Annotated in this window: 1 protein-coding gene; it reads right to left on the bottom strand. The window is 42.5% G+C overall.

From position 1 onward, the window contains the following. A partial coding sequence (locus tag N1032_RS26525; RefSeq protein ID WP_259543646.1) for a phage nozzle protein occupies positions 1-581 on the bottom strand: 581 nt, incomplete at its 3' end. Between the last annotated feature and the right edge of the window lie 14 nt (positions 582-595).

Below are 595 nucleotides of genomic sequence, written 5' to 3'. Positions count from 1 at the left end.
TGAGTAGCAGAACCCTGACAAGGGAATCTGAACTGACCAGTAGGCAAGGTTAGGTGACCAAGAATAGCATCCTGAGCATTGACAGGAGCACCAGCCATAGTGTATGAGTTTCCTTCACGATTACCAACAAACACTTTTACAGTGAATGCACCAGAATCCTGATAGTTAACCCAAGCTCTACGCAACTGTAGACGACCAACATCCTCAGATGTTTGGGTTCCATCATCCGCTTGCTTCTTAATCAAGAACTGAGAGAACGTGTAGGTGAACTGGAATGCGAAACCAACAGTGATTGTCACACCACCCCAATCTCCATCCAACTCAATACCAGTGTTATCATCCCACTTCTTAGTGCTATCAATCTCAAACTGACGAGTAAAGCCATCATTACGGATAATGACAAACTTCAACTGACCATCAAATGTAGAGCCATAGACATCTTTAGGTTTGATAGTTGTCTTATTGGTATTGATATCGAAGTTAGCAGCAGGAACAGCGTATTCGTTCTTATGGTCGATGTATGTGCGATATGGTTCACTAACAGTGTCTTTAATGTTCTGTGTGAAATCTACAGTGCCCATACACAAATCAACAC

Source organism: Herbiconiux daphne (assembly GCF_024979295.1).
In the GTDB taxonomy this organism is placed as follows: Bacteria; Actinomycetota; Actinomycetes; order Actinomycetales; family Microbacteriaceae; genus Herbiconiux; species Herbiconiux daphnes.
Note: the sequence above shows the minus strand (reverse complement) of the source record. Positions and strands in the feature narration are given on the sequence as shown.